The 24,992-nt window shown below is 69.7% G+C and carries 22 protein-coding genes and 1 riboswitch; of the genes, 11 read left to right on the top strand and 11 right to left on the bottom strand.

What is annotated here, in order from left to right; all coding sequences use genetic code 11:
* Positions 1-21: 21 nt before the first annotated feature.
* Positions 22-1,344 (top strand): glutamate-1-semialdehyde 2,1-aminomutase, encoded by a 1,323-nt coding sequence (locus LC452_RS03680; RefSeq protein WP_223622670.1) that lies wholly within the window; start codon positions 22-24, stop codon positions 1,342-1,344.
* Positions 1,345-1,394: 50 nt separating this feature from the next.
* On the opposite strand, the gene LC452_RS03675 is transcribed toward LC452_RS03680, so the two are convergent.
* A complete protein-coding gene (locus tag LC452_RS03675) occupies positions 1,395-2,840 on the bottom strand; it encodes an HNH endonuclease signature motif containing protein (protein WP_223622669.1) in 1,446 nt (481 codons plus the stop codon).
* A gap of 134 nt (positions 2,841-2,974) precedes the next feature.
* Between LC452_RS03675 and LC452_RS03670 the strand changes: the two genes are divergently transcribed.
* The gene (locus tag LC452_RS03670) at positions 2,975-3,424 is read left to right on the top strand and encodes a hypothetical protein (protein ID WP_223622668.1); all 450 of its coding nucleotides are present in this window, start codon (positions 2,975-2,977) and stop codon (positions 3,422-3,424) included.
* Between the two features lie 67 nt (positions 3,425-3,491).
* On the opposite strand, the gene LC452_RS03665 is transcribed toward LC452_RS03670, so the two are convergent.
* Positions 3,492-5,585 carry an ATP-binding cassette domain-containing protein gene (locus LC452_RS03665; protein WP_223622667.1) on the bottom strand — a complete coding sequence of 698 codons (2,094 nt, stop codon included), beginning with the start codon at positions 5,583-5,585 and terminating at the stop codon, positions 3,492-3,494.
* Between the two features lie 110 nt (positions 5,586-5,695).
* Between LC452_RS03665 and LC452_RS03660 the strand changes: the two genes are divergently transcribed.
* Positions 5,696-6,757: an enoyl-CoA hydratase/isomerase family protein gene (locus LC452_RS03660; RefSeq protein WP_223622666.1), complete on the top strand. Its 1,062-nt coding sequence runs from the start codon at positions 5,696-5,698 to the stop codon at positions 6,755-6,757.
* A gap of 31 nt (positions 6,758-6,788) precedes the next feature.
* On the opposite strand, the gene LC452_RS03655 is transcribed toward LC452_RS03660, so the two are convergent.
* On the bottom strand, positions 6,789-7,181 hold the full coding sequence (locus LC452_RS03655; protein ID WP_223622665.1) for a GntR family transcriptional regulator: 393 nt from the start codon (positions 7,179-7,181) through the stop codon (positions 6,789-6,791).
* Positions 7,178-8,182, bottom strand: coding sequence for a hypothetical protein (locus LC452_RS03650; RefSeq protein ID WP_223622664.1), 1,005 nt, complete (start codon positions 8,180-8,182; stop codon positions 7,178-7,180). The genes LC452_RS03655 and LC452_RS03650 overlap by 4 nt, the downstream gene beginning before the upstream one ends.
* A gap of 266 nt (positions 8,183-8,448) precedes the next feature.
* Here LC452_RS03650 and LC452_RS03645 point away from each other — a divergent pair, with 266 nt between their 5' ends.
* Together LC452_RS03645 and LC452_RS03640 are read left to right on the top strand one after the other, a co-directional pair.
* A complete protein-coding gene (locus tag LC452_RS03645) occupies positions 8,449-10,176 on the top strand; it encodes an ABC transporter ATP-binding protein (protein WP_223622663.1) in 1,728 nt (575 codons plus the stop codon).
* Positions 10,173-12,440 carry an ABC transporter ATP-binding protein gene (locus LC452_RS03640; RefSeq protein WP_223622662.1) on the top strand — a complete coding sequence of 756 codons (2,268 nt, stop codon included), beginning with the start codon at positions 10,173-10,175 and terminating at the stop codon, positions 12,438-12,440. Before LC452_RS03645 ends, LC452_RS03640 begins: the two co-directional genes overlap by 4 nt.
* A gap of 75 nt (positions 12,441-12,515) precedes the next feature.
* On the opposite strand, the gene LC452_RS03635 is transcribed toward LC452_RS03640, so the two are convergent.
* Entirely contained in the window at positions 12,516-14,333 is a 1,818-nt protein-coding gene (locus LC452_RS03635; protein ID WP_223622661.1) for a D-alanyl-D-alanine carboxypeptidase family protein, read from the bottom strand.
* An 81-nt stretch (positions 14,334-14,414) separates the two neighbouring features.
* Positions 14,415-14,526, top strand: a riboswitch (TPP riboswitch).
* Here LC452_RS03635 and LC452_RS03630 point away from each other — a divergent pair.
* From LC452_RS03630 to LC452_RS03620, 3 genes are all read left to right on the top strand, one after another.
* Positions 14,517-15,161: an ECF transporter S component gene (locus LC452_RS03630; RefSeq protein ID WP_223622660.1), complete on the top strand. Its 645-nt coding sequence runs from the start codon at positions 14,517-14,519 to the stop codon at positions 15,159-15,161. It overlaps the preceding riboswitch by 10 nt.
* Positions 15,161-16,618 (top strand): ABC transporter ATP-binding protein, encoded by a 1,458-nt coding sequence (locus LC452_RS03625; protein WP_223622659.1) that lies wholly within the window; start codon positions 15,161-15,163, stop codon positions 16,616-16,618. Before LC452_RS03630 ends, LC452_RS03625 begins: the two co-directional genes overlap by 1 nt.
* Entirely contained in the window at positions 16,615-17,403 is a 789-nt protein-coding gene (locus tag LC452_RS03620; protein WP_223622658.1) for an energy-coupling factor transporter transmembrane protein EcfT, read from the top strand. The genes LC452_RS03625 and LC452_RS03620 overlap by 4 nt, the downstream gene beginning before the upstream one ends.
* Before the next feature lie 13 nt (positions 17,404-17,416).
* On the opposite strand, the gene LC452_RS03615 is transcribed toward LC452_RS03620, so the two are convergent.
* Positions 17,417-18,151 carry an aminoglycoside 3'-phosphotransferase gene (locus LC452_RS03615; protein ID WP_223622657.1) on the bottom strand — a complete coding sequence of 245 codons (735 nt, stop codon included), beginning with the start codon at positions 18,149-18,151 and terminating at the stop codon, positions 17,417-17,419.
* Positions 18,152-18,269: 118 nt separating this feature from the next.
* Between LC452_RS03615 and LC452_RS03610 the strand changes: the two genes are divergently transcribed.
* A complete protein-coding gene (locus LC452_RS03610) occupies positions 18,270-19,031 on the top strand; it encodes an SDR family NAD(P)-dependent oxidoreductase (protein WP_223622656.1) in 762 nt (253 codons plus the stop codon).
* 27 nt (positions 19,032-19,058) lie between these two features.
* Complete coding sequence (locus LC452_RS03605) at positions 19,059-19,889, top strand: NAD(P)-dependent oxidoreductase (RefSeq protein ID WP_223622655.1); 831 nt, start codon at positions 19,059-19,061, stop codon at positions 19,887-19,889.
* Between the two features lie 6 nt (positions 19,890-19,895).
* Here the strand turns inward: LC452_RS03605 and LC452_RS03600 are convergent, their stop codons facing one another.
* The 4 genes from LC452_RS03600 to LC452_RS03585 all read right to left on the bottom strand — a co-directional run bounded on the left by LC452_RS03600 (position 19,896) and on the right by LC452_RS03585 (position 22,647).
* Complete coding sequence (locus LC452_RS03600) at positions 19,896-20,645, bottom strand: sulfite exporter TauE/SafE family protein (protein ID WP_223622654.1); 750 nt, start codon at positions 20,643-20,645, stop codon at positions 19,896-19,898.
* Positions 20,642-21,325 carry an ankyrin repeat domain-containing protein gene (locus LC452_RS03595; protein WP_223622653.1) on the bottom strand — a complete coding sequence of 228 codons (684 nt, stop codon included), beginning with the start codon at positions 21,323-21,325 and terminating at the stop codon, positions 20,642-20,644. The genes LC452_RS03600 and LC452_RS03595 overlap by 4 nt, the downstream gene beginning before the upstream one ends.
* Positions 21,326-21,385: 60 nt before the next feature.
* Positions 21,386-22,024: a bifunctional 4-hydroxy-2-oxoglutarate aldolase/2-dehydro-3-deoxy-phosphogluconate aldolase gene (locus LC452_RS03590; RefSeq protein ID WP_223622652.1), complete on the bottom strand. Its 639-nt coding sequence runs from the start codon at positions 22,022-22,024 to the stop codon at positions 21,386-21,388.
* 65 nt (positions 22,025-22,089) lie between these two features.
* Complete coding sequence (locus tag LC452_RS03585) at positions 22,090-22,647, bottom strand: ribosomal protein L7/L12 (protein ID WP_223622651.1); 558 nt, start codon at positions 22,645-22,647, stop codon at positions 22,090-22,092.
* A gap of 72 nt (positions 22,648-22,719) precedes the next feature.
* Between LC452_RS03585 and rlmN the strand changes: the two genes are divergently transcribed.
* Entirely contained in the window at positions 22,720-24,021 is a 1,302-nt protein-coding gene (gene rlmN, locus LC452_RS03580) for a 23S rRNA (adenine(2503)-C(2))-methyltransferase RlmN (RefSeq protein ID WP_223622650.1), read from the top strand.
* 32 nt (positions 24,022-24,053) lie between these two features.
* On the opposite strand, the gene LC452_RS03575 is transcribed toward rlmN, so the two are convergent.
* Positions 24,054-24,971 carry a LysR family transcriptional regulator gene (locus LC452_RS03575; RefSeq protein ID WP_223624689.1) on the bottom strand — a complete coding sequence of 306 codons (918 nt, stop codon included), beginning with the start codon at positions 24,969-24,971 and terminating at the stop codon, positions 24,054-24,056.
* Positions 24,972-24,992 lie beyond the last annotated feature (21 nt).

Here is a 24,992-nt window from a genome sequence, read left to right as displayed (position 1 = left end):
GTCTCCTCTCGAAGGGCCCTGATGAACGACCGCAATGACGACCTGTTCTCCGCTGCCCGGGCTGTGATCCCCGGCGGGGTCAACTCGCCGGTGCGCGCGTACGGATCGGTGGGTGGAACGCCGCGGTTCCTCGCGTCGGCGTCGGGTGCGCGGGTCACGGATGCCGCGGGCCGCTCGTACGTCGATCTGGTCGCGTCGTGGGGGCCTGCTCTGCTGGGCCACGCGCATCCGGAGGTCGTCGCCGCCGTGCAGGAGGCCGCGACCCGCGGGCTGTCGTTCGGTGCTCCGACCGAGGGCGAGGTGGAGCTCGCCGCACTGATCGCTGATCGCGTGCGCTTCGGTGAGATCCGTCCGATCGAGCGCGTGCGCCTGGTGTCGACGGGCACCGAGGCGACGATGACGGCGATCCGGTTGGCGCGAGGCACGACCGGTCGTGATCTGCTGGTGAAGTTCGCGGGCAACTACCACGGCCACTCCGACGGCCTGCTCGCCGAGGCGGGCTCGGGCGTCGCGACGCTCGCGCTTCCGGGATCGGCCGGCGTCCCGGCGCCGATCGCGGCGCAGACTCTCGTGATCCGGTACAACGATCCGGAAGCCCTCGCGGCGGTGTTCGCCGAGCACGGTCCGCGGATCGCGGCGGTCATCGTCGAGGCCGCGGCCGCGAACATGGGTGTGGTCGCTCCGCTGCCGGGATTCAACCGGCTCATCGCGGAGACCGCGCACTCCCACGGCGCCCTCATGATCCTCGACGAGGTGCTCACCGGATTCCGCGTGCACCCGGCCGGATACTGGGGTCTGCAGGCCGCCGCCGGTGAGGACTACCTGCCGGACATCTTCACGTTCGGCAAGGTCGTCGGCGGAGGGATGCCGCTGGCCGCGCTCGGTGGTCGCGCCGAGGTCATGGACCTGCTCGCGCCGCTCGGCCCGGTGTACCAGGCGGGGACCCTCTCCGGCAATCCGCTGTCGGTCGCGGCAGGGCTCGCGACGCTGCGCCTTGCCACTCCTGAGGTGTACGCGGCCGTGGATGCGGCATCCGCTCGCGTCGCCTCGGCTCTCGACCATGCCCTGACGGATGCCGGGGTCACGCACGCCGTGGCGAGTGCGGGCAGCCTGTTCAGCGCGTCGTTCCGTGCGTCCGCACCGCGTGACTATGCGGAGGCGCAGGCGCAGGAGTCGTTCCGGTATGCGCCGTTCTTCCACTCTCTGCGCGAGCAGGGCGTGGCGCTGCCCCCGAGCGTGTTCGAGGCGTGGTTCCTCACGGCCGCGCACGGTGACGAGGAGCTCGAGCTCATCGAAGCCGCGCTTCCCGTCGCTGCAGCCGCGGCGGCGTCTGCTCGCGCTTAGGGCGCTGGTCGCGCCCAGGGCGCTGGGTCGCGCCGAACGCGGTCTGTTTCTCAGACGAACATGACGCGGCGCGGTGCGGCATCGGTGTAGGTGCGTCCGAGGGGGCTCGTCCACTCGATGTCTCCGCCGGGAAGCTGCCGGGCGCTCCACCGGTACCGGTCGTCGATGTCGGGATGCTTGAGCGCGTGGTGCCCCACGCACAGGTGCGCGAGGTTGTCGTTCGACGTCGGGCCGCCGCGGGCGTGATCGTGGTTGTGGTCGATCTGGCAGCGGTGGACCGGCATGCGACAGCCCGGGAACCGGCAGTGCTGATCGCGGGCTCTCAGATGTCGACGCATCGCCTCGGTCGGAGCGTAGGCGTCCGTCGAGGTCACCATGCCGTCGTGGTCGAGGAGCAGGCGAGACCATCCGCCCGTGCGCGCGGCGAGGTCTCGGGCGACGTCAGGATGCAGAGGCCCGAACCCGTCGAGCTCGGCAGGCAGGTTATCGGCGCCGGCGAGGGTGGTCGCTGCGACTGTGACCTGGACACGCGCCTGGATGGCGTCGAGCCCGGTCCCGCTCACCGCGGAGGGGTCGCCGGCGAGCAGCAGATCGGTGAGCAGGTCGGCCCGGACCTCGTCGATCGTTCGGTCGTCGGCCGGAACATGCTCGATGCACGGGTCGGTCGTGAACGTGTCGTCGCTGAAGATGGTGTGCGCGTCGAGAGGGTCACGGTCGATGTGGTGGTCATTGAGCACGGGGTCATCGCGGAGCGCGTCGTCGGGAGCCAGGTCATGCAGGAACACCGCGTCGTCACCCAGGTCGAGGGCGTCGGAGGACAGTACCGGGTCGCGCTCGTCACGTGTGGCGATCACGTGCTGAGCCAGGCGCGTCAGCCGATCGAGGACGGCGGAGGCGAGATGCCCCGGCAGCACGACCTGCAGCAGCGCGAGCCCGTCATCGAGTGAGCGCATCGTGACCGTTCGCTCGCCGCGCGCACGCCGGTGGCGCTCGACAAGCGTCTCTCCGGCCAGCGATGCGGCGATCTGTCGCACCATCGCCCGGGTGCGACCGGGGGAGTCGTGCTCCGCGATCTCGAGGGCCGCGGCGTCGTAGAGGCTCAGCGTCTCGGCATCCACCCGCCCTTCGCGCACGGCGAGCCGGACGATCATGCCCGCCCGAACGATCTCGCGCACGTGGGCGGCGGTGATGTCTCCGCGCCGGAACGATTCCTGCACCGCCGGGTGATCGGAATCGAGGAGGCAGGCGTCGGAGAACGCGTACTCGACGCTGCCCTTTGCGATGCGACCGGCGGCGGAGTACTCGGCGATCATCGAGCGATGGATCGCCTCTCGGTGATGCGGGTGCTCACGCACGTCGGCATCGAGCACCCGCATGCGGTCGGCGATGAGCCCCGAGGACTCCGCTTCGAGCACCGCGATCTGCCGGCGCTTCTCCACCCAGGCATCGAGCAGCGCCTGACGGTGCTCGATGCTGTTCTCGACGGGGAAGCTCATGCCTCTAGCATAGAACATATGTTCGAATGTGCAAGTAAAGATTTCGCCCGATTGAGTCGAATCCACAATGGATCGTTGCGTTCCTGTGAGCAACTTCCAGACAACTGGGAGGGCCGCGCTGGCAGACTGGGAGCATGGTGACGTTGCTGCTTGACCAGACGCAACTGGAGGTCGTGCTCTCGCCGCTCGAGCGTGCCGCCACCTTCCACCGCAGCAACGTGCGGATCGTGCGCGACCACATCACGAAGGTGCAGCTCACCGAGGATGCGTGGACGTGGCTCCGCGGCGTGCCGAACCCCGGGACGCATATTCCCGGCGTGCTCGCCGCCGGCAGCTGGAAGGCCGCAGGCAGCCTCGACTTCGTGCTCATCCGCCGTCGTCGTCCGGGGGTCGTGATCGACCTCGAGGGCGATGACCAGTACGGCCGGCTGATCCTCAGCACGCGGCACGGCCTCGCGCTCACGCAGGCCCTGCGACTCGACGTGTCGACCGAACCCGCAGACGTCGAAGAGATCGTCGCGACCGCACCGACCCCCGTCTCCAAGGGCAGTCGGCGCCCGGTGATCCGTCCGCGCCCCGCCTGACCCCCGACCGACGACAAAGCCCTCCGCCACCTACGGGTGCGGAGGGCTTTGTCGTCAGCGGACGGGCTCAGCCGTGGTGGTGATCCCCGTGCTCGTGGTCGTCCCCGTGCTCGTGGTTGTCCCCGTGCTCGTGGTTGTCCCCGTGCTCGTGGTTGTCCCCGTGCTCGTGGTTGTGTCCGTCGTGCTCGTGGTTCTCGCCCTGCTCGGCGGTCTCGTCGCGGTGCTCGCCCTCATCAGCGACATCCGCTTCGTGCTCACCCTCGGGAGCGTCTGCACCCGGGACGGTGTCGATCACTCCGGTCGAGGCGATGCTCCAGTGCGGCCCGTCGTCGGAGGAAGACTGATCCTGCGGGTAGTCCTTCGGCTCGTCCTCGTAGTACGCGCGGGCAGCGGCGGCGAGCATCGAGCTGACGGCGGCCGATCGGGGATCATCGTCGTCGGAGTTCTGCTCCGCCGCGTCGCCCTCGTGCTCGGCCGATGCAGGCTCTTCGGCCTCTCCTTCGAGCTCGGCGTCGCCCTCCGGCTCGCCCTCCGCGGCGTCGCCGTCAGACGGGGCTTCGCCGTCGGACGCGGCGTCGCCGTCAGACGGGGCTTCGCCGGCGGCATCCGCATCTCCGAGCTCGGTGAAGAACTCGACGCCGGCGTGATCCTCCTCGGCCTGCTCCTCAGTGCCGGCGTCGGACGGGCCGTCCGAAGCCGCGGCCTCCGACGCCGTCGCGCCCGAGGAGCCGAACAGGATCTCGTCGAACGAACGGGTCGGGGCGACGTCGTCCTCAGTCGCGTCGTGGGAAGCGTCGTCGGAAGCGCTCTCGTCTCCGTCGTGCGCCTCGTCGGATGCCGGAACCTCGTCGGATGCCGCCTCGACGCTGCTCTCCTCGACATCGGTCTCGCCGTCGCTCTGCGCGTCAGGGGCGTCCTCCGCGGCGAGCGTCTCGACGAGGCTCACCTCGACGGTCGTCTGCTCGTCGGCATCTCCGTCGGTTGCGACGGCGTCATCGTCGACCGATGCGTCGTCAGCGGCACCTTCGGCCGAATCGTCGTCGGCAGCATCTTCCGCAGGCGCGCCCTCGTCTTCCGTCGGCGCATCCTCGTCGACCGAAGCCTCGTCTTCCGCGGGCGCATCCTCGTCGACCGAAGTCTCGGGGGCGCCGGCCAGGTCGACCCCGGCCAGTTCCAACCCGGTCACCGCACCGGCGGCGACCGCACCGGCGGCCACTGCCCCCGGCGTCACGAGCTGCGAGGCGGCGGCCTCGGCGCGCGGGCCGAGCTTGCCACCGCGCACGAGTTCGATGAAGACGTCTTCCAGCGTCGGGCCGCGCTGTACGAGCGTGCTCAGCGCGATGCCGGCCTCCGCGGCCACGGCGCCCACGGTCCCGGCGTCTCCGCCGCGGACGGTGAGGCCGGAGCGCAGCACCTCGACGTCGAACCCGGCGGCGGAGAGTGCGGTCGTGAGGGCCGCGCGGTCCGCGGCGTCCACCACGACGGAGCCGCCCTTCGGGTCGGCGAGAGTCTCGATGCCGCTGGCGAGGACGAGGTGACCCTTGGAGAGCACCAGGACGTTGTCGGCGACCTGCTCGATCTCGCTGAGCAGGTGCGACGACACGAGCACGGTGCGCCCCTCATCGGCCAGCCGCCGCATCAGGAGGCGCATCCAGCGGATGCCCTCCGGGTCGAGGCCGTTGGCGGGCTCGTCGAACACGAGAGCGCCGGGGTCGCCGAGCAGGGCGTTGGCGACGCTGAGACGCTGACGCATGCCGAGGGAGAAGCCGCCGATGCGGGAGTCGCCCTCGCCGTCGAGCCCGACCATGCCGAGCACCTCGTCGACGCGGGCGAGCGGGATGCCGTTGGCCTTCGCGGCGATCGTCAGCTGCCGGCTCGCGGTGCGACGGGGGCGGTAGACCGTCTCCTCCAGCACCGAGCCGATCGTGCGCAGCGGCTGACGCAGCTCCGCGTAAGCCGTGCCGCCGATGGTGGCGGTTCCGGAAGTGGCTCGCACCTGACCGAGCAGGATGCGAAGGGTGGTGGTCTTGCCTGCTCCGTTCGGGCCGAGGAAGGCGGTGACGGCCCCGGGCTCGACACGTGCCGAGAAATCGGAGACAGCGGTCACCTCATTGAAGCGCTTCGTCACGTTCGTGAACTCGAGCACCTGTCCGTCGGGCATCCGCGACCTCTCCTTGCAGTGAACAGTTCCCCCTATCCTGCCGGAAAAGCGCCCGGATCGCGTATTTCGTGCGGATTCGGACCCCGCGGCGAACGGGTAACGTGGCACGCGTGACAGACACCATCGCCGCGCCCCGCGTCCTCGTCCGCAAGGAAGGCGCACTCGGACGTCTCACTCTGAACCGTCCCGAAGCGATCAACGCCCTCGATCCCGGCATGATCGATCTGCTCACCGAGGCGCTCACCGCCTGGGTCGACGACACCGACGTGCAGATCATCCTGATCGACGGAGCGGGCGAACGCGGGATGTGCGCGGGCGGTGATGTCCGCGCCCTGCACCAGCAGATCACGTCCGGCCACGCCGATCAGTCCGCCGAGTTCTTCCGTGCCGAGTACGCGCTGAACGCGATGATCGCGGAGTACCCGAAGCCCGTCGTCTCGATCGCCGACGGCATCACGATGGGCGGGGGCATCGGCCTCGCCGGCCACGCCGCCATCCGCATCGTCACCGAGCGCTCCAAGCTGGCGATGCCCGAGACGCGCATCGGGTTCACTCCCGACGTGGGTGGCACCTGGCTGCTGGGGCGGGCACCCGGCCGGTTCGGCGAGTACTTCGCCCTGACCGGCTCGACCATGGACGGAGCGGATGCCGTGCACCTCGGGTTCGCCGACCACTACGTGCCGTCCGACCGGCTCGACGCACTGCGCGAGGCGCTCGCCTACCGCGCCGACCCGACCGGTCCCAGCGAGATCGTGCTGCTCTTCGACGAGACGCCCGACCCGTCGCAGCTCCCGGCCTCCCAGGAGTGGATCGACGACGCCTTCTCCGCACCGACCGTGGTCCAGATCATCGAGCGGCTGCAGGCGCAGGGGACGACGGATGCCGCCGCCACCGCCGACCTCCTCGAGGGGCTCGCGCCGACCGGCCTCGTCGTCACCCTCGACGCGGTGCGCGAGGCGCGGGACCTGCCGAACCTGCGCGCGGCGCTGGAAGGCGAGTACCGGCGCGTGCTCTGGTTCGTGAACCAGCATCCGGACCTCGTCGAGGGCATCCGCGCACAGGTGGTGGACAAGGACCGCAACCCGAAGTGGGACCCGCCGACGCTGGCGGAGCTCGACGCGGATGCCGGCGCCGGCGCGCGCGACTATGTGCCGGAGCGGCCGCTCTTCTGAGGTTCTCTATCGGCGCGGTGGCATGAACGAGCTATTCGTCATGGAGAGCCTCGCCGTGTGAACCCGCCTGCCAGATCGCGCGGAGCACGTCCACGACGTCGTCGGGATCGGCGGCCACGGAATCGGCTTCGTCGACGAGATCACGGATGAGTCGGATCACCGAGGCCGGGAGGACTCCGGCCGACTCGGCGACCCGAGTGCCTGCGGCCGTGCGCGAGATCACGAGCCCTTCTCCTTCGAGCATCTTGTACGCGCGCGCGGCCGTTCCGGGAGCGACGCCGAGGTCGCTCGCCATCTGGCGGACCGTCGGCAGACGCTCGCCCGCACCCAGTTGCCCGGAGACGATGATGCCGCGCAGCTGCCGGTAGATATCGAGCGCCGGGTTCGCCTCGTCGGCAGGCGCCAGCCTCGGACGCGGATTCACTGCGCGGTCTCGCGTTCCGCGTGGCTCTCGGCGTCGACGGACGGCTGGGCGATGCATCCCGACGGGTAGAGCTGCGCGGTCACCAGGAGCAGAAGGACGAAGGCGGCGATCTCCAGCAGCGGAGACACGGCGCCTCCGACGGCCGCGACCTCTCCGTATCGCCAATACGCCGTATACGAATCACTCCGGAGATCGCCCTGGATGGTGAGACCGGCGACGGACCCGGCGTCGGCGATGAACCTCACTGCCCCTGCAAGCGTGAGCAGGGCCGCAGACGTAGAGATCCGAGTGATGCCCGTCGCGACAGCGCGACGTTGGCGCTGCTCGGCGATGACGGTCTGCGGGCGCATGAAGGAGCGGGATGCGTTGGCGTGCAGCGCACCCACGGTCACGGCGATGAGAGCGGCCGTGCAGATGAGTACGGGAACGCCGTATGCCCATCCGTAGAACCATGGCCGGATCGGATCGATCGTCTCGTTCGGGACTTCGATCTCGAGGAAGACGTAGGGACCGTCGCCGATGTTCGACGATGCGAGGCCGGCCAAGATGGTGATCGTCGAGAGAGCGAGCAGCGTGAGGCCGGCTCCCACGGATCCGGTCCGAGCGCTGAAGGTCAGCCACGTGCGACGAGCGGAGATGACGGGCTGCTCCACAGGGGCGCTGCCCCTCGTTGCGATGATCGCCAACAAGATGCCGACGCCGACGGATGCCGTGATCATCGGCATCGGGTATCGCCACCAGGCGACGACGTCGGCGAGGTCGAGAGCGTAGCCGGAGATCAGGTTCTCGGCGACGAAGGCCACGATGACGACGATCGCCGTGATCCCGAGCGTGCGATGCTCCGGCGAGTAGCGCGCGACGAGGCCGGCGGTCGGGACGAGTCGCTCGCGGCTCGCCCGCCGAGCGTTCCACGCAGGAGTGACGGTGATGCCGACCGCGATGATCGCCGCGACGATCAGCGAGACCCAGGGCATCGAGAAGAAGGCCGTGATGATCGGCATGGAGAGTCCCATCTGTTTGTACCGCATGTCTATCACAAGTTGTACCATTACGGGAGTACAAATAGATTCCGCTGCATGGACCCGCCGTTCTTCACCCGAGTTCAGAAACCGCAGGCCGTGGCTGAAAAGGTTCGCTGTCAGCGAAGGTCCTCCCACAGGGGGATACGAATGTCCGCAGTTCGTGGCACTCTGTCTTGTGGCCGGTTGTCGGTCGGCATCCGTCTGCCGAGAAACCCGCCGATCCATCCTTCCTAGAAAGTGCGCCTGTGCTGGGAAAAATTCTCTTCCGCTATCTGTCTCGCTATAAGTGGCTGCTCCTCGGCGTGCTGGTGTTCCAGCTCGCCAGCGTCGCCGCGACCCTCTACCTCCCGAGCCTCAACGCCGACATCATCAACAAGGGCATCGCCCAGGGCGACACGGGTTACATCTGGAGCACCGGCCTCTTCATGCTCGTGGTGTCGTTGGGGCAGATCATCGCCTCGGTCACCGCCACCTTCTTCGCCGCACGCGCGGCGATGGGTGCCGGCCGCGACATCCGCGCCGATGTGTTCGGCAAGGTCAGCGGCTTCTCCGAACGCGAGGTCTCGGTGTTCGGCGCCGGATCGCTCATCACCCGCAACACGAACGACGTGCAGCAGGTGCAGATGCTGGCCATGATGGGCGCGACCATGCTCGTCACCGCGCCGCTGCTCGCGATCGGCGGCATCATCTTCGCCGTGCGCACCGAGGTGACCCTCAGCTGGCTCATCGCGGTCTCCGTGCCGCTGCTGCTGATCCTCGCCGCGCTCGTCATCGGCCGCATGGTCCCGCTGTTCCGCAGCTACCAGGGCAAGCTCGACAACGTCAACCGCATCATGCGCGAGCAGCTCACCGGCGTCCGTGTCGTGCGCGCGTTCGTGCGCGAGGGCATCGAAGAGGAGCGCTTCCGCGGCGCCAACACCGACATCATGGTCGTCGGGCGCAAGGTCGGCTCGCTGTTCGTGCTGCTCTTCCCGCTGTTCATGCTCATCCTCAACGTCACGGTCGTCTCGGTCATCTGGTTCGGCGGCATCGAGGTCAACAACGGCACGGTGCAGGTCGGCACGCTGTTCGCCTTCATGCAGTACATCGGTCAGATCATGGGCGGCGTCATCATGGCGAGCTTCATGGCGATGATGATCCCGCGCGCCGCCGTCTCGGCCGAGCGCATCGGCGAGGTGCTCGACTCCGACTCCACGCTGGTCCGCCCCGAGAACGGCGTCACCGAGTTCCCGGTTCCCGGATCCGTGGTGCTCGACGATGTCGAGTTCACCTACCCCGGCGCGGACTCCCCGGTGCTCAAGGGCATCAGCTTCGGCGCGGAGCCGGGAGAGACGGTCGCGATCGTCGGATCCACCGGCTCGGGCAAGACGACACTCATCTCCCTCATCCCTCGTCTGTTCGACGTCTCGGGCGGTTCCGTGCACGTGGGCGGCACGGATGTGCGCGAAGCCGACGTCGAGGCGCTGTGGGACAGTATCGGTCTGGTTCCGCAGCGTCCGTTCCTCTTCACCGGCACCGTCGCGTCGAACCTGCGCTACGGGCGCGAGGAGGCGACCGACGAAGAGCTCTGGCACGCGCTCGAGATCGCGCAGGGTCGCGACTTCGTCGAGGAGATGCCCGACGGACTCGAGTCGCGCATCGCCCAGGGCGGCACGAATGTGTCCGGCGGACAGCGCCAGCGGCTCGCGATCGCCCGCGCGATCGTGCACCAGCCGAAGGTCCTGGTCTTCGACGACTCGTTCTCGGCTCTCGACCTGACGACGGATGCCCGCCTGCGGCAGGCGCTGTGGCGGGAGCTTCCGCACGTCACGAAGATCGTGGTCGCCCAGCGCGTGTCGTCGATCACGGATGCCGATCGCATCGTCGTCCTCGACGGCGGCACCATGGTCGGCGTCGGCACGCACGAGCAGCTGCTCGAGACGAGCGACACCTACCGAGAGATCGTCGAGTCGCAGCTGGGGGTGGACGCATGAGCGAGCAGAACAACGAACAGAGCAAGGTCACGCGTGGCCGTCGCGGCAAGGCTGCTGCCCCCGTGGCCGAGGTCGAACTGACCGCGGAGGAGAAGTACGAGGCCGAGCTCGCGGAGCAGGCCCGTCAGAACTCCGGCGACTGGGACAGCGTCGCTCCGGGCAAGGCCGACAACTTCGGGCCGAGCTTCGCGCGCATGATCGGGCTGCTGAAGCCGTCGGCGATCTGGTTCGTCTTCGTGTCCGTCCTCGGCGCGCTCGGCGTGGTCCTGACGGTCGCCGCACCCAAGGTGCTCGCCGAGGCGACGAACCTCGTCTACAAGGGGTTCATCTCGATCCAGCTCGGCCAGCCGAACGGAGATTTCCCCGGCTTCCCGGCCGGCACCCCGCAGGATGTGGTCATCGAGGCGCTGCGCGGCTCCGGCCAGGACGACTTCGCGAACCAGGTCGGTGCGCTGGGTGACTTCACGGTCGGCCAGGGCGTTGATTTCGACGCCCTGCGACTCGTCATCGCCGCGGTCCTCGCGATCTACGTGGCCGCAGCCTTCCTGACCTGGATCCAGGGTTACGTCATCAACGTGATCATGGTGCGCACGATGTGGCGCCTGCGCGAGTCGGTCGAGGCGAAGATCAACCGCCTGCCCCTGTCGTACTTCGACAAGGTGCAGCGCGGTGAGCTGATCTCGCGCGTCACGAACGACATCGACAACATCACCCAGACCATGCAGCAGTCGCTCTCGGGCGCGCTGACCTCGGTGCTGACCGTGATCGGTGTGCTGATCATGATGTTCTCGATCTCGTGGCAGCTCGCCCTCGTCGCCCTCATCACCCTGCCGCTCATGGCGGTGATCTTCGGTGTCATCGGTCCGCGTTCGCAGAAGGCGTTCGGCACGCAGTGGCGCAAGGTCGGCCGACTGAACGCACGGGTCGAAGAGGCGTTCTCCGGGCACGCGCTGGTGAAGGTGTTCGGCCGTGAGAAGGACGCGCTGGACAAGTTCCAGGTCGAGAACGAAGAGCTCTTCCAGGCGAGCTTCCGGGCGCAGTTCCTCTCCGGCATCATCATGCCGGCGATGATGTTCGTGGGAAACCTCAGCTACGTGGGCATCGCGGTGCTCGGCGGTCTGATGGTCGCGAACGGCCAGCTCCGTCTCGGCGACGTGCAGGCGTTCATCCAGTACTCGCAGCAGTTCACGCAGCCGCTCTCCGATCTGGGTGGCATGGCGGCGGTGGTCCAGTCGGGCACGGCATCCGCCGAGCGGGTGTTCGAGCTGCTCGACGCCGATGAGCAGGAGGCAGACAGTGCTGACGCTCCCGAGCTGGTCGAGGGCAAGGGCGTCATCGAGTTCGAGAACGTCGCGTTCTCGTACACGCCCGAGCGTCCGCTGATCAAGGATCTGTCGTTCCGGGTGGAGCCGGGCCAGACGGTCGCGATCGTCGGCCCGACCGGCGCCGGCAAGACCACGCTCGTCAACCTGATCATGCGCTTCTACGAGCTCAGCGGCGGACGCATCAAGCTCGACGGGCAGGACATCGCCGAGGCGACCCGCGATGAGCTGCGGTCCCGCACCGGGATGGTGCTGCAGGACCCGTGGCTGTTCGCGGGCAGCATCCGCGAGAACATCCGGTACGGTCGCTCCACCGCGACCGACGAAGAGGTTCTCGCTGCCGCCAAGGCGACCTATGTCGACCGGTTCGTGCATGCCCTCCCCGAGGGGTACGACACCGTGCTCGACGAGGATGCCGCGAACGTGTCGGCGGGTGAGCGTCAGCTCATCACCATCGCCCGGGCTTTCGTCGCTCAGCCGTCGATCCTCATCCTCGATGAGGCGACGTCGGCGGTCGACACCCGCACCGAGCTGCTGCTGCAGCACGCGATGGCCGCGCTCCGTCAGGGACGCACGTCGTTCGTGATCGCGCACCGCCTGTCCACCATCCGTGACGCCGACCTCATCCTCGTGATGGAGCACGGCGACATCGTGGAGAAGGGCACGCACGACGAGCTCATCACCGCGCAGGGAGCCTACTGGCGCCTGTACCAGTCGCAGTTCGAGCAGGCGGCGACCGACATCGATGCGGAAGACGCGCTCACCGGGACGACTCCGGTCGTCGTGGCCGGCGACGCGGATGACGCAGAAGACAGCGCCCGGGCCGAGGCGGATGACGCCGTGGCCGGAGCGTCGGTCGGAGCGCAGTCGCCGACGGCCGAGGCCGCAGCCGCTCAGCGCCTGATGGAAGACGGTGCCGGCGACTCCGGTCGCCGGGCCTGACCTCTCGCACGGCACGACGCCCCATCCCGAATCCTCGGGGTGGGGCGTCGTCGTCGGAGAGAGGAGTTCCAGCTGTCAGGACTTGTCGGCGTTGATGCCGAGCAGCTCGAGCGGATGCGTCAGACGCCACCACGGGCTCGGTCCTTCGACATCCTCCGCGAGAGCCAGGGGAGTCGTCACCGAGTCGAGCGGGCCGGACGTGGTGAGCGTGCCGACCTCGCCGCCCTCCTCGCGTTCGTCGCCCAGCTCGAACGAGGCCGCGGCCGTGGCGAGCGCCCCGTTCCAGAGCACCACCGTCGCGTCGTCGTCGGTGACGACATCGACCTTCTCGCCCCACACGGTCGTCACCTCGCCGACGACCGTGCCCTTGGCGACCGCAGGGCCCTGCGCCGTCAACGCGGCCTCGGTCTCGGCGAAGAGCGCACGCGTCGCCGCGAGGCGCTGCTCGTCGTCGGCCTGATCCAGCACCGCGGCGAAGAGGTGCACGGTGGTGTCGCCGATCGCGATGTCCTTCGCCGTCAGCAGGTTCCACCCCACGAGCGTGCCGGTCTTGATGCCGACGACGCCGGGATCGGCGAGCATCCCGTTGGTGTTGACGACGGTGCCGGCACCGGGGAGGTCCACCGACGGCGTACCGACGATCTGTGCGAAGACCGGGTTCTTCATCGCGTACTCGGCGAGAGCGACCAGCGCCTCGGGAGTCGCCACGTTGCCCTCGTCGAAGCCGGAGGGCGTGACCACGGTGATGCCGGTGAGCCCGCGCTCACGCAGCCACACGGCCGCAGCATCCGCGAACTGATCGTTCGACCCCCAGATCTCGGACGACAGCCGGTCGATGTAGTTGTTCGCCGAGCCCATCAGCGTGCCCTGGAGCAGCTGGTACTCGGTGAGCACGCCGTTCACCGGCACATCCAGAGCCGACTGGTCCGAGCGGCGATACTGCCAGTACTCGGCGCTGTCGGCGCGGTCGAACCGGAACTCCGGGCCCTGCTCGCCCACGGCGAGGGGCATCCGATCGAGCACCATCAGGCTGCTGACGACCTTGGTGATGCTCGCGATGCTCACGGCGTTCGCAGCGGATGCCGCGGTGCTCACACCGGCGATTCCCACGGCCGCGCTGCCCTGCGCGGGCCAGGTGATGGTCGCCGCCGCAGCGGGGACGGTGTCGAATTCGATCGCCTGCACGGCCGGAGGAACCTCATGCAGCGGCCACAGCAGCGTCGTCCCCGCGTACGCGGCGATCAGCCCGGCGAGCGCGACGAGCGGCACCAGAAGAACGGGACGCGCGATCGCGGGGCGCAGCCGGGCGCCCCGCATGAGTCCGTCGGCGCTCTCGGCCTCGGCGTTGTCGTCGAGTGTCGCGACCGCGGTGTGCTGTGCGACGGTCGTCGTGTCGACCCAGGTGAGCGCTGTCGCGGTGACCTCTTCGTCGGCCCACTGCGCGGGGGGCTCCTGGAGGATCGCCATCGGATCGTAGACCGCCGTCGCCGTCGCGGCCGGAGTCGCCGCGACAGGTGCATCGGGACGAGGCTTGAACAGCGGAGGCTCCGTCGCGGAGGGCGCGTTCTCGAGCGGCGCTGCCGGGAGCGGCGTCGTCTCCGTCGTCGTGGGCGCTGTCGTGGGCGCTGTCGAGACCGGCGTGGTCTCGGCCGCGAAGAGTGCATCGACGGCGAGCGCTGACGCCGGGAGGGCGGGGGCGACGGCCGATGCCGGCGGTGGGGCATCTCCGGCGAAGAGGGCATCGGCGGCGAAGCCGGAGCCCTGCTCAGGGGTGCGCGTCGCGGCATCCATCCCGAACGGCAGAGCGGCGCGCTCGGAGTCGGGCGCGGCCTCCGGAGGGGCGCCGTCGCCGACGACGCCCGTCGCCTCGTCGGCGGGATCTGAAGCGGTCACTCGTTTACGGTACCCAATCTCGGCCGCGATCCGCGGCGCAGAGGCCCCGAGACGCCCGGGTGTCGGACGCGCTAGGATCGTCAGCACAACCACGGGAGTCCGGCGAGCCGGGCTGAGAGGGAGCGAATCGCGCTTCGACCGTCGAACCTGATCTGGGTCATGCCAGCGCAGGGAGGAGTTCAGATGAGTACATCCACGTCCGAATCCACGTCTCAGAAGACGCAGGGTCAGACACCCGCCGCAGGGTTCTTCCGCTGGCGGATCGTCGACATCGTCGTCGCCAGCGTCATCGGCGTCGCAGCCGGTTTGATCTTCCTGGCCTGGAACGTCGGCTACCTCGGGCCGAAGGCCCTGCTGGAGCCGCTGCTTCCCGGCGTCCAGGGTCTCCTCGACGGGCCGTGGCTCTTCGCCGGCGTGCTCGGCGGGCTGATCATCCGCAAGGCGGGCGCGGCGATCTACGTCGAGCTGCTCGCTGCGGTCGTCTCGGCGCTGATCGGCAATCAGTGGGGCGGGTTCCTCACCATCGAGGCCGGTCTCGTGCAGGGCCTCGGCGCCGAGCTGATCTTCCTGCTGTTCTTCTACCGTCGCTGGTCGCTCCCGGTCGCTATCCTCGCGGGTGCCGGTGCGGCTCTCGCGGGCGGCATCAACAACCTGGTGCTCTGGTACGCCGGGTCGGGAGCGGCGTTCACGACCATCTACCTGATCAGCACGGTCATCTCGGGCGCCGTCATCGCCGGTGCGCTGTCGTGGGTCCTGGCGCGCGGTATCGCCGCGACCGGTGCCCTCGACCGGTTCGGGTCGGGCCGCGAGGCGCGCGTCCGCGTCTGATGCGACCGGATCACACCGGTCCGGCCGCGATCGAGGCGCGCGGGTGGGGCTGGCGTCATGCGAGCCGCCTCGCCTGGGCGCTGCGCGACGTCTCGTTCCGCATCGATCCCGGGGAGCGCGTGCTCGTGCTCGGCGCGTCCGGTGCCGGCAAGTCCACGCTCCTGCACGGCCTCGCGGGCGTGCTCGGCGGCGACGAAGAGGGTGAGAGCGAGGGCGAGCTCCTCATCGACGGCGCTCCGGCCTCGGCGACGCGCGGCCGCGCGGGCCTCGTGCTGCAGGACCCGGATTCGCAGGTCATCCTCGCCAGGGCGGGCGACGACGTCGCGTTCGGATGCGAGAACCTCGGGGTTCCGCGTGCCGAGATCTGGCCGCGCGTCACCGCGGCGCTGGATGCCGTCGGACTCGACGTGCCCCTCGACCACCCGACCAAGGCGCTCTCGGGCGGTCAGAAGCAGCGGCTCGCCCTGGCCGGCATGCTCGCGATGCAGCCGGGGCTGGTGCTGCTCGACGAGCCGACCGCGAACCTCGATCCGGCGGGAGTGATCGAGGTGCGCGATGCCGTCGAGCGGATGCTGCAACGGCAGCCGGCGACCCTGATCGTCGTCGAGCACCGCCTCGATGTCTGGCTGCCGCTCATCACCCGCGTGATCGTCGTCGGAGCCGGGGGAGTGGTGGCCGACGGCGCACCGGACGAGGTGCTCGGGGCGGAGGGCGCCCGGCTCGCCGCCGATGGCGTGTGGGTGCCCGGGCGACTCCCGGTGGCACCTCCCGCGCCGCTCGCCTGGTCGGGAGAGACGGTGCTGTCGGCACGCGGTCTCGCCGTCGCCCGCGTGAAAGGGCGCGCGGTGGCGTCGGGCATCGACCTCGACGTGCACGAGGGGCAGGTGCTCGCGATCACGGGCCCGAACGGCGCCGGCAAGTCCACGCTGGGGCTGACGCTCGCCGGACTGCTTCCTCCCGCGGACGGCGAGGTCTCGGCATCCGCCTCCCTCGCCGGCGGGCTCGTCGCCGCCCCCATCCGCTGGGCGTCGCGCGACCTGCTGACGCGCATCGGCATGGTCTTCCAGGAGCCGGAGCACCAGCTGCTCGCGAAGACGGTGCGCGACGAGCTCGCCGTGGGGCCGCGGGCGCTGGGCATCGCCGAGGACGAGATCGCCGCACGTAGCGACGAGCTGCTCGCGCGACTGCGGCTCGACAGGCTCGCCGCCGCGAACCCGTACACGCTGTCCGGAGGCGAGAAGCGTCGACTGACGGTCGCCGCCGCCATCGCGACCCGGCCTCGGGTGCTGGTGCTCGACGAGCCGACGTTCGGGCAGGACGCGCGCACCTGGGCCGAGCTCGTCGCCATGCTCGCCGTGCTCCGCGACGAAGGCTCGGCGATCGTCACGATCACGCACGACCTCGACGTCGCGCGCGCCCTGCACGCCGAACGGTTCGAACTCGGAGGAACGGCATGACCGTCGTCGAGTCCCGTGCGCGCACCGGGGCCCTCGCCCACATCAATCCGGTCGCGAAGCTCGGCGTCAGCGGGCTGATCGCCGTGCCTCTCATCCTCACGCTCGATCCGGTGTCGGCATCCGTCGCTCTCGTGCTGGAGGGCGTGCTGTTCCTCTTCGCCGGCATCGGCTGGCGGGAGTTCTGGGTGCGCACCTGGCCCGTGTGGCTCGCCGCCCCGCTCACGGGCCTCACGATCGCGCTCTACGGCGAGACGAGCGGCACCGTCTACGTGGACTGGTTCGTGCTGCGGATCAGCGAGGGCTCTCTCGCCCTGGCGCTGGCCACGATGCTGCGCGTGCTCGCGATCGCGCTGCCGTCGGTCGTGCTGTTCATCACCGTCGATCCGACCGATCTCGCCGACGGCCTGGGCCAGATCCTGAAGCTGCCCGCACGGTTCGTGCTCGGCGCGCTCGCCGGTCTGCGCATGGTCGGCCTGTTCCTCGACGACTGGCGGGCACTCGAACTCGCCCGTCGCGCCCGAGGTGTCGCGGACCGCGGACGCATCCGCCGGTTCTTCGGCATGGCCTTCGCACTGCTCGTGCTCTCGATCCGGCGCGGCGCGAAGCTCGCGACCGCGATGGAGGCCCGCGGCTTCGGCGCCCCGGGCCCCCGCACCTGGGCGCGCGAATCGCGCTTCGGCGCGAGGGAATGGATGCTGCTCGCCATCGGCGCCGCGATCTCCGCGGTCGCGATCGCCGCGGCGGTGATGACCGGGGCGTGGAACTTCATCCTCGGGCCGGGGTGAGCCCGAGTCCGCCTCACGTCGCGTTCCAGAGGTCCCGGTAATAGGCGAGCCGCTCGCGGTCGGGCTCGATGCCGTACGCCTCGATCAGCGCATCCTCCCAGCCGGGACCGTAGTTCCACTCGGTGCTCATCGAAGCGACCGCGATGTCGGCCCAGCGGTCGGCCGTGCCGAGCAGAGCCAGATCGACGTGGGCGACCCAGCGGCCGTCATCGCCGACGAGGGTGTTGGGGCAGCAGGCGTCGCCGTGGCTGACGACGAGCCGGTCGATCGGCGGCGCCGTGCGCAGTGCGTCGGGCACCTCGATCTCACGCCGCTCGGCGTTCGCGATACGGGAGGGAACGCTCCACTCCCACGGGCACTCCTCGACGGGGAGCGTGTCGTGCATCGCCCGGAGTGCCTCGCCGACCGCGCGCACGGCCGTCGCCGGCTCCGCGACCCAACGCGGGTCGACGGCGCTGAGGCCCTCGATCGCGGCGGTCACGAGCCACTCGTGCGTGTCATCCTCACCCTGGTCGAGCACCGTCGGCACGGTGATCCAGCGGGAGGCCCAGGCCATGCGCTCGGCCTCGTCGCGCAGGCTGAACTCGAGGTTGCGCGGTCCCCACTTGATGTAGAACGGATCCCCGGGACCGGTGGCGCGGAAGGTCAGGCCGCCGTAGTCGTTGTCCCAGACGCAGACGAGGTCGGCGCCGCGGGCGAGGAGGCGGACCCGGTCGGGAACGGCGACAGGTTCCGTGGGGATCGACATGATTCCATCCTGGTCCATGTCCGGCGGAGTCGCTCGGCTTCGTGCCCAGACGGAGAACCACGTAGGCTGAGACTGCGTTTCAGAAACAGCGGTTCGCACGACGTTCGAAGGAGAACAGATGCTGGTCAGCGGACAGGGTGCACTCATCACCGGCGGAGCCTCAGGCCTCGGCCTCGCCACAGCACGACGGCTCACGGCAGCCGGTGCCCACGTCACCATCGTCGATCTCGCCTCGTCGAAGGGTGCGGAGATCGCCGAAGAGCTCGGCGGGCTCTTCGTCCCGGCCGACGTGACCAGCGCCGAGGAGGTGCAGGCAGCTGTCGCCGCAGCCCAGGCCGCGGCACCCCTGCGCGTGGTCGTGAACTGTGCGGGCATCGCCCCACCCGCGAAGGTGCTCGACCGCGACGGCAACCCGACCGCGCTCGCCGACTTCGAGCGCGTGGTGCGCATCAACCTCGTCGGCACGTTCAACGTCACATCCCAGGCATCCGCCGTCATCGCGAAGAACGAGCCGACCGAGAGCGGCGACCGCGGCGTCATCGTGAACACCGCGAGCGTCGCCGCGTTCGACGGGCAGATCGGCCAGCCCGCCTACGCGTCGTCGAAGGGCGGCGTGCACGCGATGACCCTGCCGATCGCCCGCGAGCTCGCCCGCTACGGCATCCGCGTGTGCACGATCGCGCCCGGCATCATGGAGACTCCGATGCTGATGGGTCTGCCGCAGGCCGCGCAGGACTCGCTCGGGCAGCAGGTGCCGTTCCCGTCGCGCCTCGGACGACCCGACGAGTACGCCGCGCTCGTGGAGCACATCGTCGAGAACGGGTACCTCAACGGCGAGACCATCCGTCTCGACGGCGCGATCCGCATGGCGCCGAAGTAACCCGTCCCGCACCTCAGAGGAGCACCCATGTCACTGGCAGGCAAGACCATCCTGATGTCCGGCGGCAGCCGCGGCATCGGCCTCGCGATCGCCCTGCGGGCTGCGCGAGACGGCGCGAACATCGCGATGCTCGCGAAGACCGACACCCCGCATCCGAAGCTCGAGGGCACCGTGCACACGGCCGCCGAGCAGATCCGCGCCGCCGGAGGCCAGGCGCTCCCGATCGTCGGAGACGTGCGCGACGACGACGACATCACCGAGGCGGTGCTGAAGACGCAGGGCGAGTTCGGCGGCATCGACATCATCATCAACAACGCCAGCGTGATAGACCTGTCGCGCTCGCTCGAGCTCGGCGCGAAGAAGTACGACCTCATGCAGGACGTCAACGTGCGCGGCACCTTCATGCTCTCCCGCGCCGCGGTGCCGATCCTGAAGGATGCCGAGAACCCGCACATCCTGTCGCTGTCGCCGCCCCTCAACCCTTCGCCGAAGTGGCTGGGCGCACACACCGGCTACACGCTCGCGAAGTTCGGCATGACGATGGTCACGCTCGGCCTCGCCGCGGAGTTCGCCCGCGACGGCATCGCCGCCAACACGCTCTGGCCGCGCACGACGATCGCGACCGCGGCCGTGCAGAACCTGCTCGGCGGCGACAAGGTCATGGCCGCGAGCCGCACGGCCGACATCTACGCGGATGCCACCTATGCGGTGCTGCTCAAGCCGGCGAGTTCGTACACGGGACAGTCGCTCATCGTCGAAGACGTGCTCGAGGCCGACGGCGTGACCGACTTCTCGGGCTACGCGGCCATCCCCGGCACCCCGGATTCGGCTCTGTTCCCGGACATCTTCCTCGACTGAGGGATTTCAGAAGAGCAGGTAGACCGCGCCGACCACGGTGAGCACGATCACGATCCGGTCGAACAACCGCTGGTTCATGCGCTTCGCGAGACGGATGCCGGCGAGGGCGCCGATCACGACGAGCGGGGCGAGCACGGCATCCATGAGCAACACGGGCACATGGAACAGGCCCAGACCCGCGAGGAACGGCACCTTCACCAGGTTGATGATCGCGAAGAACCAGGCCGAGGTGCCGAGGAACACCTGCACGGGAGTGCGCGTCGCGAGGAAGTACATCGACATCACGGGTCCGCCCGCGTTGGCGACCATCGTGGTGAAGCCGCCCATCGTGCCGTAGACGCCGGCCAGCAGGATGCCGCCGGGGGCGGGCGCCGTGGCATCCGTCTTGTCCTGCCGCCACCGTCGCCACAGCGTGACGGCGATCATGAGCAGCAGGATGATGCCGATCGCGCGCCGGACGATCCCGTCGCCGGCGAGTGCCAGGAACGCGAAGCCGACGAGCAGCCCGGCGATGACAGCGGGTGCGAGGCGCAGCAGTGTCGGCCAGTGCGCGTGACGGCGGTACGCGATCAGGGCGAAGATGTCGCCGACCATGAGCAGGAGCAGCATCGCCGCCGTCGAGGTGCGGGCGGGGAGCACGGCCGCGAACAGGGCGATCGCGAGGATGTTGCCGCCGGGGATCGCGGTCTTCGAGATGCCGATCGTGACCGCGGCGACGCCGAGGGCCGCCCACGCCCACGGCGCGATGTCGATCATCGGTCGATCTCGGCGACGATCTCGTCGTAGCCCCGGCTCTCGGCCAGTTCGCGGGGGAGCACGCCGTCGCCGTCGGGGATCGTCACGTCGGCCCCGCCGTCGATCAGCGCGCGCACCACGTCGACGTACGTGCGCGAGCCGTCGCCGAGCACGATCGCCTCGTGCAGAGCGGTCCAGTTCAGATTGTTCACGTGGTTCGGGTCGACGCCCGCGTCGAGCAGGATCCGCACCGTGGAGAGCAGGCCGCGCTCGGATGCCGGGATCAGGGCCGTGCCGCCGAAGCGGTTCGTGCTGCGGAGGTCGGCGCCGTGGTCGAGGGTGAGCCGCAGGATCTCGTCGTGACCGCGGGCGCCGGCATAGAGGTACGCCGAGTCCTGGATGTCGTCCTTCGCGTTCACGTCGGCGCCGGCCTCGATGAGCACTCGGGCAGCATCGACGCTGTTCGCCTTGGTGGCTGTCACGAGTGCCGTCATCCCGCCGTCTCCGCGAGCCTCGATGTCGGCGCCGGAAGCGACCGCCGCCTCCACGGCCGCGGCGTCTCCGGCGGTCGCGGCATCGAGCAGGTCACGGGTGGCTGCGGACACGGACGGCTCCTCGGAGGATGGTGCGGGATCGACGGTGGCGGCGCACGCGGTGACCGCCAGCGCCGCGGTCGCAGCGATGGCTGCAGCCACCAGCATCCGTCTCATCCTCACCATTCTGGTATACCAAACCGAGCTGGAGAAGCGGTGAGGAAGGAATCAGCCTCGCACGGCGTCGAGCGCTGCCGCGAACCGCACCGCGCGCTGCTCGATGTCGACCCAGTCGGATGCCGCGATCGAGGCGCCGTTCGCCAGATCGCCGCCCGCACCGACGGCCACCGCACCCGCGGCGAACCAGGCCGCGAGATTGTCGGGGCTCACTCCGCCGGTGGGCATCAGGGGGGCATCCGGGAACGGTCCGCGCAGCGCGCCGAGGTAGGAGGGGCCGCCGAGCGACGCGGGGAAGATCTTCACGACGTCGACGCCGAGACCGAGCGCGCCCATGACCTCGGTCGGCGTCATCGCGCCCGTCATCACGACGCGGCCGGTGTCGAGCATCGCGCGGGTCAGGTCGGGGAGGGTGCCGGGGCTGACGAGGAACTCGGCTCCGGCGTCGGCCGCGAGAGTCGCCTGCTCGGGCGTCGTGACCGTGCCGGCGCCGATGTAGGCGGAGTCTCCGTGCCGGGCGATGAGCTCGCGGATGACGGCCGGAGCATCCGGGGTCGAGAAGGTGACCTCGATGCCGGTGACGCCGCCGCGGATGATCGCCTCGGACGCCTCCAGCGCGAGTTCGGGCGAGGGGGCGCGGAGCACGGCGAGGATGCCGGTGGTGCGGGCGCGGGCAAGACGGTCGGACATCGGTGCTCCTCGGGGTGGGTTGGTCTCATTCTCCCGGACGCCAACCTGTAATGACAAGTTGTGAGTCAGCGGGCGCGGCCAGGACCCCAGGCGTCGATCAACTCTTTCGAGTCCTTCAGGCCCAGGCCGGTGTGCTCGCGCAGCACCTTGATGGCGACGATCCGCTGATCGCCCGCGACGAGCCTGTCGATCTCGGACGCGACGGATGCCGGCAGCGACGCACGCACCGACGAGGGCGTGTGCGCGGTCGGCGTGATCGAGGAGTACGCCGCCGTCGCGTTCGACAGGGCGGCCCGGTGCGGAGCGGTCGTGCTGATCGACCAGTGCTCCACGCGGTCCTTCGCCTCCTTCAGGCCGACGCCGGTGGCATCGCGGAACAGCTTGATGGCATGGATCTTCTGCCCCGCCCCGATGAGCCGGTCGATCTCGGCGATCACCTGCGGAGTGAGGCCGGAGACCGTGCTGGCCGAGGACGACGCGGGCAGTGAGCGCGCGGTCGTCGGCGACGGCGTGAACACCTGCGGCTCGGGGAGCTTCGGGCGCATGCTGCGCAGTGCGGCCGACAGGATCACCACGACGACCACCAGACCGATGACGATGCCGATGATCCAGATGATGTCCATGGGGCTCAGTCTAGGCAGGCGGCACCCGGCGCCCCAGGGCCTTCCCACCCGCCACCCCGTACCCTTGTATCTATGACCGAGAACCCCCGCACGCGCGAGACGCGCCCCGCAGCATCCGCGTCCGCCCCGGAGGGTCGACCCGCTCAGGGCAAGGTCCGCTCCACGAAGCCCGCTCAGGTGCGCCCGGCGACCGAGGGCTGGACCCAGCAGAAGGATGCCGAGGGGCGTCCGCTGCTGCAGTTCGCGAGCCCGAAGCGCGGCAAGCCGCCGGTGCACCTCGCCGACCTCACGCCGGCCGAGCGCATGGAGAAGGTCAAGGAGCTCGGGCTCCCCGGCTTCCGCGCGAAGCAGCTGTCGACGCACTACTTCCGGCACTACACGTCGGACCCCGAGCAGATGACCGACCTCCCGGCTGACACCCGGGAGCAGCTCGTCGCCGGGATGCTGCCGCCGCTGCTCACCGAGGTGCGCCGGCTCGAGACCGATCGCGGCGACACGATCAAGTTCCTCTGGCGTCTGCATGACGGTGCGCTCGTCGAGTCGGTGCTCATGCGCTACCCCGGCCGCATCACGCTGTGCGTGTCGAGCCAGGCCGGCTGCGGCATGAACTGCCCGTTCTGCGCGACCGGACAGGCGGGTCTCACCCGCAACATGTCGACCGCCGAGATCATCGAGCAGATCGTGCGTGCGAACCGCCTCATCGCCGAGGGCGGACTCGGCGGCAAGAAGGCCGACGACCACAGCATGGAGCGCGTCTCGAACATCGTCTTCATGGGCATGGGCGAGCCGCTCGCCAACTACAAGCGCGTCATGGATGCCGTGCGGTCGATGGTCGCCCCGCAGCCCGACGGTCTCGGCATGAGCGCGCGCGGCATCACCGTGTCGACGGTCGGCCTCGTCCCGGCGATCAAGAAGCTCTCCGATGAGGGCATCCCGGTGACCTTCGCCCTCTCGCTGCACGCCCCCGACGACCACCTGCGCGACGAGCTCATCCCGGTGAACTCGAAGTGGAAGGTCGATGAGGCCCTCGATGCCGCCTACGAGTACTACGAGAAGACCGGGCGCCGCGTCTCGATCGAGTACGCGCTGATCAAGGACATGAACGATCACGCGTGGCGTGCGGATCTCCTCGCGGAGAAGCTCAACCAGCGTGGGCGCGGCTGGGTGCACGTGAACCCGATCCCGCTGAACCCGACTCCCGGCTCGATCTGGACCGCATCCGAGAGAGACGTCACGAACGAGTTCGTGCGACGGCTGAACGACGCCGGCATCCCGACGACCCTCCGCGACACCCGCGGCAAGGAGATCGACGGCGCCTGCGGTCAGCTCGTCGCGACCACCGAGGACGAGGCCGCCTCCGCGGCGATGGCCTGACGCGTCGACGAGCTCGGCGCCCTTCGACAGGCTCAGGGACCCGGCTTCTCGCCGAGGAGCTGCGGGCGCACTGCCTCGAGCCGCTCCTGGAGCGCCTCGAGGAAGACCATGACCGCGGGCTGATTCAGCGCCTCGGGGCGTGCGACCAGCCAGTACGGCAGCCGCGCCTCAACAGAGTCCGGAAGCAGCCGCACCAGGTCGTCGTGCTGGTCGGCGAGGAACGCGGGCAGCAGCCCGAACCCGGCACCGCCGCGGGTCGCGTCGACGTGCACGTATACGTTGGTGCTGCCGACGGCATCCGTCATGCCCGGCACCACCCGGCGCGCGTCGTCGAGGGAATCGACGTGGAGCATCGACTCGATGAAGTAGACGAGCGGCTTCCCTGCGAGGTCCTCCGGACCTGTGGGCGACGGATGCCGGCGCAGATATTCGCGGCTCGCATAGAGCCCGAGCGCGTAGTCGGCCAGGTGGATCGCCCGGGCCCGGCGCACCTGCGGGCGGCCGACGACCACCTCGAGGTCGGCCCCCGCACGCTGCTGCGACGCCTGCCGGGTGCCGGTGACGATCTCGAGCCGCACATCGGGATGCCGCTCCTGCACCGCCGCCATCGCCGGTGCCGCGACGAACCCGCTGAAGCCGTCGGTCGCCGACAGGCGGATGAGTCCTTCGATGCGGGCGTCGTCGCGGGTGCCGAGGCCACCCAACGCGCGCTCGACCTCTTCCGCCGCGGCGATCGCCCGGACGCCGAGCGCCGTGAGCTCCCATCCGCCATCGGCCCGCGACACGACTCGGCCGCCCAGCTGAGCCTCGAGCGCCGAGATTCGTCGAGCGATCGTCGTGTGGTTCAGTCCGAGCTGCTGACCCGCCGACGTGTAACGGCCGGTGCGCGCCACCGCGAGCAGCACGAGCAGGTCGTCCGCGCTGAGCGGAGGTGCGGGGAAATGCGCCATCACGTGTGCAGTTTTGCACAT

Origin of the sequence: Microbacterium sp. EST19A (assembly GCF_019969685.1) — a bacterium.
Lineage (GTDB): Bacteria > Actinomycetota > Actinomycetes > Actinomycetales > Microbacteriaceae > Microbacterium.
The sequence above is the reverse complement of the archived record's forward strand: the minus strand, read 5'-3'. Positions and strand labels throughout refer to the sequence as shown.

Bases quoted from the DNA above. Each gene is read 5' to 3' on its own strand.
- LC452_RS03680 (WP_223622670.1), top strand. From the start codon at position 22: ATGAACGACCGCAATGACGACCTGTTCTCCGCTGCCCGGGCTGTGATC.
- LC452_RS03675 (WP_223622669.1), bottom strand. From the start codon at position 2,840: ATGAGCTTCCCCGTCGAGAACAGCATCGAGCACCGTCAGGCGCTGCTC.
- LC452_RS03670 (WP_223622668.1), top strand. From the start codon at position 2,975: ATGGTGACGTTGCTGCTTGACCAGACGCAACTGGAGGTCGTGCTCTCG.
- LC452_RS03665 (WP_223622667.1), bottom strand. From the start codon at position 5,585: ATGCCCGACGGACAGGTGCTCGAGTTCACGAACGTGACGAAGCGCTTC.
- LC452_RS03650 (WP_223622664.1), bottom strand. From the start codon at position 8,182: ATGCCGATCATCACGGCCTTCTTCTCGATGCCCTGGGTCTCGCTGATC.
- LC452_RS03640 (WP_223622662.1), top strand. From the start codon at position 10,173: ATGAGCGAGCAGAACAACGAACAGAGCAAGGTCACGCGTGGCCGTCGC.
- LC452_RS03630 (WP_223622660.1), top strand. From the start codon at position 14,517: ATGAGTACATCCACGTCCGAATCCACGTCTCAGAAGACGCAGGGTCAG.
- LC452_RS03625 (WP_223622659.1), top strand. From the start codon at position 15,161: ATGCGACCGGATCACACCGGTCCGGCCGCGATCGAGGCGCGCGGGTGG.
- LC452_RS03620 (WP_223622658.1), top strand. From the start codon at position 16,615: ATGACCGTCGTCGAGTCCCGTGCGCGCACCGGGGCCCTCGCCCACATC.
- LC452_RS03615 (WP_223622657.1), bottom strand. From the start codon at position 18,151: ATGTCGATCCCCACGGAACCTGTCGCCGTTCCCGACCGGGTCCGCCTC.
- LC452_RS03610 (WP_223622656.1), top strand. From the start codon at position 18,270: ATGCTGGTCAGCGGACAGGGTGCACTCATCACCGGCGGAGCCTCAGGC.
- LC452_RS03605 (WP_223622655.1), top strand. From the start codon at position 19,059: ATGTCACTGGCAGGCAAGACCATCCTGATGTCCGGCGGCAGCCGCGGC.
- LC452_RS03600 (WP_223622654.1), bottom strand. From the start codon at position 20,645: ATGATCGACATCGCGCCGTGGGCGTGGGCGGCCCTCGGCGTCGCCGCG.
- LC452_RS03595 (WP_223622653.1), bottom strand. From the start codon at position 21,325: ATGCTGGTGGCTGCAGCCATCGCTGCGACCGCGGCGCTGGCGGTCACC.
- LC452_RS03590 (WP_223622652.1), bottom strand. From the start codon at position 22,024: ATGTCCGACCGTCTTGCCCGCGCCCGCACCACCGGCATCCTCGCCGTG.
- LC452_RS03585 (WP_223622651.1), bottom strand. From the start codon at position 22,647: ATGGACATCATCTGGATCATCGGCATCGTCATCGGTCTGGTGGTCGTC.
- rlmN (WP_223622650.1), top strand. From the start codon at position 22,720: ATGACCGAGAACCCCCGCACGCGCGAGACGCGCCCCGCAGCATCCGCG.
- LC452_RS03575 (WP_223624689.1), bottom strand. From the start codon at position 24,971: ATGGCGCATTTCCCCGCACCTCCGCTCAGCGCGGACGACCTGCTCGTG.